The organism is Flammeovirga sp. EKP202 (genome assembly GCF_014534745.1).
Lineage (GTDB): Bacteria > Bacteroidota > Bacteroidia > Cytophagales > Flammeovirgaceae > Flammeovirga.
The window spans coordinates 1-3,797 of sequence record NZ_JACVVP010000106.1; the positions used below are offsets into that span (position 1 = coordinate 1).

Sequence of the window (3,797 nt, forward strand, 5' to 3'; positions counted from 1 at the left end):
ATTACTAAATGATTGTCTGATTATATGTCAAAAGAAAAGGGTTCTATAATAATCTTCTAAAATGCAGTTCTGTAGGGACGTTGCATTGCAACGTCCTCACGAACCACAATACTCTACCCTTTATGCTCCATAAAAGTAATTATACAAATTAATGAAAACTTAGTTTACAATGTATTTACTACTTTGTAAACTAAATTACCGTCAACTTTCAATTGGCATTTCTACAAATTTTCTATTATCTACTTTCAAGCTGTCTTTTTCATTTGCCTTAACACAAAAACGAAGTAAAAAATTCATGGCTTAGAAGTCAAAAGCAAAATTCTATTCCTCTCGTCTCAATGATTTTAAACTCGCTTTGCTCAAACAAGAAAATCATTTTTAACGGCTCACTACTTGAAATTCATAACGCTTTACCCTTCAATGAATACTGCTTGATTAGAGCTATTATAAAAAGGATATTTAGCGATAACAGATTAAAGTGTAGAGGCTTCTTAAATATAGATTTATGATAGAGTAACATTACTCCACGTTACAGTAAGTTACTTATTTGAGATCGTATTACTCAAGATATTTGCAATGTAATAATTCAACAATCTATCATTAAAAAAATATAAAAACATGAAAAACGTAGTTATTATCATTGCCCTTTTTTCTCTTTTATTTTCATCTTGTGATAATGAAAGATCAAGAAATGAAGAACCAAGACCTAAATATGAAAAACCAGGTAATCATAAGAAAACTCCTGGATCCAAATTCGACCCTGAGGTAAATGCTTGGTACAAAACAACAGATGGAGTGCTATATCAAGTTTTATCTAATGAGAATGATATATTAATGATTCGAATTTATGAACATATCAATTCTCAACCCGTATGTATTGCAACAAAAAGCGATAAAAATAAAAATCTTTATGATCTAGAAGTAGTTGGTTCTGTTTATAAATGCGAAATCCAATTAACTTCTGCCCCTAGTTTTCAGCTCAACCTGCATGGTGAGAAAAATGAATTTGAAGAACCTTGTGATATCACTGGTGAGTTGGCTAAAATTAAAGAGTAACCATTGTAAACTAAGTTTTCCTTAAATACTATAGAAAGTAAATGGTTGTTTATTGTGGTTCGCGGGGGTGTTTTACGAAAACGCCCCACATAACTGCAGTTTAAGTAAATGATTACAAAACATTATTCTTTTGATCTGTTAATAGTGAGTTAGTAATCAGCATCAACCCTGGCCTTAAAGTCAAAAGCTAAATTTAATTTCTATCGGCACAATAATTATAAACTCGCATTGCTCAAACAATAAAATCATTGTTAACGGCTCAATTCATGAAATTCTTGACGCTTTTCCCATCAAGGTCGGGGAAGCACTTCCAAACTAATAAGGTAGAAAGCCTACTGGGCGAATGTTAAGTTTAAGCGGCATTCGTGTGCTACAGATCATCAGAAATCTCCTAATTTCTAAAAATCACATCTATCCGGAATCTTAGTTAGCAATGTATTCGATGTAATGTTAAATTAGTGCTCGTTTCATTTCCCGCAAATTGAATTGTCATTCTTCTTATTGTACACCTTTCCATGGATTGAAATCATACCTTTCCATATACTTTTGCCAAGTAACAATCAGAAGTTTTTCTTTACCATTATCTAAAATCGGAGCATAACCAAGATCATAACAAAAGAAGTAGGTCTTTTGCTTGTTTGTCCTGTAAAATGAGGTGAAAAATTTAAAATTATAACCCATTTCCTCTACAGTACTTCTTCTCACTGTACCTTTCCCTTTCGGTGATAGACTCTTTAAAATATTATAATTATGATCTATGATTTTTTTATGGGAAACCTTATTAGAATAGCGTTCCATAGACAAGGTGTTGTTATAAGCATATCTACAACTTGAAGAACAAAATTTCTTATCGACCCTTCCTATGGTGATAGGTTTCTGACAGTATAAACACTTTTTGTTTTCCATGAATCTAAGTTTGTTAAGCAATGATTTTTTAGTAATGCACTTATTACTGACTAAGGTTGTTATAAGTACTAGGACAGAAGAAATGGGCATTTTCAATGTAAAAAAAGTGGTTCGCGTTATGGTTCAGTGGACGTGGTAGTACAACGTCCCTACAGCCTACTTTCAATTTTTGGTAGAATATAATTTATGAAGGGATACAGTTGTAGGGATGTTGCATTGCAACGTCCACTGATCCACCATAAAAACCATTTTACGAACCATAATTCTACATTCTTCATTAAAAAAGTTCCATAACTTTTGTCCTAGTGCTTATCTATTTTCTTATTCAAGAATAATAGTTTACTCCCTAAATTAATAAATAAGCAAATATAAACGTGTATAAACGAGTAATACACGGATAAATAGTGAGGTTTTTGAAAATTTGTCAAAAGTAAACAACCTAAACACAATTAATATGACAAAAGTAAATAGTACTATTCGCTTGAATCCGATTAAAATCAATAATAAAAAGTTTATCAAATTAACCTTTCCATGGACAGAAGGAATTAAATCATTAATTAAAACCCTTCCGAATGTAAAATGGAGTAAAGAATTAGAGTGTATTTATATTCCTGATGATTATAAAAGCATTCAGAAGGTATTCTCAACATTTAAAGGGATAGCATGGGTAGATACAAAATCAGTATTCCAAAGTAATAACAAAGAAGCTTTAACTAAAGATGAAGAGGGGAGTTATGAAGCTTTGTATAAAAAAATACAACACTCTTATCCTAAACAAACAGCAATACACCTGATAGCATTAACAAAGAAGTTAGAGATGTATCGATATGCTTTAAATACTGCTCAAGTCTATACTTCTATGTTACAAAAATACTTAGATCACCTTGACAAAAAAGGATATAATGATATCCGTACTATAGATGATGGACGCTTATCCAAAACGCTTTTAGAGCAATATCTTTTTCATATTGTTTCAGTCGATAAAAGGTCTGATTCTTTTCAAAACCAATCACTTAATGCTGTAAAATTCTATCTAGAGAAAGTTTTGGAAAGGGATTACTGCTTCTATAATATTCAACGACCACGAAAAAAAGAAAAACTCCCTGTTGTTTTAAGTACAGAAGAGGTGAAATCAATATTTTCGAATACCAGAAATCTTAAACATAAAGCAGTTTTAATGACCATCTATTCGGCAGGGTTAAGAATTGGTGAATTAATCGACCTTGAAATAAAAGATATTGACTCGAAAAGGATGCTAATAAGAGTTGAAGAAGGGAAGGGGAATAAAGACAGAAACACCATTCTTTCAGAAAAGAATCTTCATATTTTAAGGGACTATTTCAAAGAGTATCGACCTAAAAAATACCTTTTTGAAGGAGAAAAAGAAGGGACAAAGTATAGTAGAACCTCGATCTCGAAAGTACTAAAAAGGGCTGTTGCTAAGTCAAAAATCAATAAGAGAGTTACAGTTCATACACTTCGACATAGTTTTGCTACACACCTTCTAGAAAATGGTGTTGATTTAAGATATATACAAACTCTTTTGGGACATAACTCCGCAATGACTACTCAAATTTATACTCATGTAAGCACGAAAGTAGTAAGTGAGATCAAAAGTCCTCTTGATAATTTGTAATATATATTAAAATAATGATGTATGATGTTTGAAAGTTTTAATATGTTTACTACTTTAAGTGAAGTAAACTATTTTACTATTGGATATACGCCACGTTCACATTAATTGGAATAATGTGAACTTGGTGTTTATCAAATGTTAGTGTTGAATAGTCGAGCCAATGTGCAAGACTTCAACTTTTCGAGAAAATAAGGAGATT

Annotated in this window: 3 protein-coding genes; 2 read left to right on the plus strand and 1 reads right to left on the minus strand. The window is 31.4% G+C overall.

Annotation, left to right across the window (positions count from 1 at the left end; all coding sequences use genetic code 11):
- Positions 1-618: 618 nt before the first annotated feature.
- Positions 619-1,056, plus strand: coding sequence for a hypothetical protein (locus tag IC221_RS29110; RefSeq protein ID WP_188172301.1), 438 nt, complete (start codon positions 619-621; stop codon positions 1,054-1,056).
- A 498-nt stretch (positions 1,057-1,554) separates the two neighbouring features.
- Here the strand turns inward: IC221_RS29110 and IC221_RS29115 are convergent, their stop codons facing one another.
- Positions 1,555-1,962, minus strand: coding sequence for a hypothetical protein (locus IC221_RS29115; RefSeq protein ID WP_188172302.1), 408 nt, complete (start codon positions 1,960-1,962; stop codon positions 1,555-1,557).
- Positions 1,963-2,416: 454 nt separating this feature from the next.
- Here IC221_RS29115 and IC221_RS29120 point away from each other — a divergent pair, with 454 nt between their 5' ends.
- Positions 2,417-3,598, plus strand: coding sequence for a tyrosine-type recombinase/integrase (locus IC221_RS29120; protein ID WP_188172303.1), 1,182 nt, complete (start codon positions 2,417-2,419; stop codon positions 3,596-3,598).
- Positions 3,599-3,797 lie beyond the last annotated feature (199 nt).

What these genes read in the sequence shown, in the direction of transcription:
- IC221_RS29110 (WP_188172301.1), top strand. Translation starts at nt 619, where the DNA reads ATGAAAAACGTAGTTATTATCATTGCCCTTTTTTCTCTTTTATTTTCA.
- IC221_RS29120 (WP_188172303.1), top strand. Translation starts at nt 2,417, where the DNA reads ATGACAAAAGTAAATAGTACTATTCGCTTGAATCCGATTAAAATCAAT.
- IC221_RS29115 (WP_188172302.1), bottom strand. Translation starts at nt 1,962, where the DNA reads ATGGAAAACAAAAAGTGTTTATACTGTCAGAAACCTATCACCATAGGA.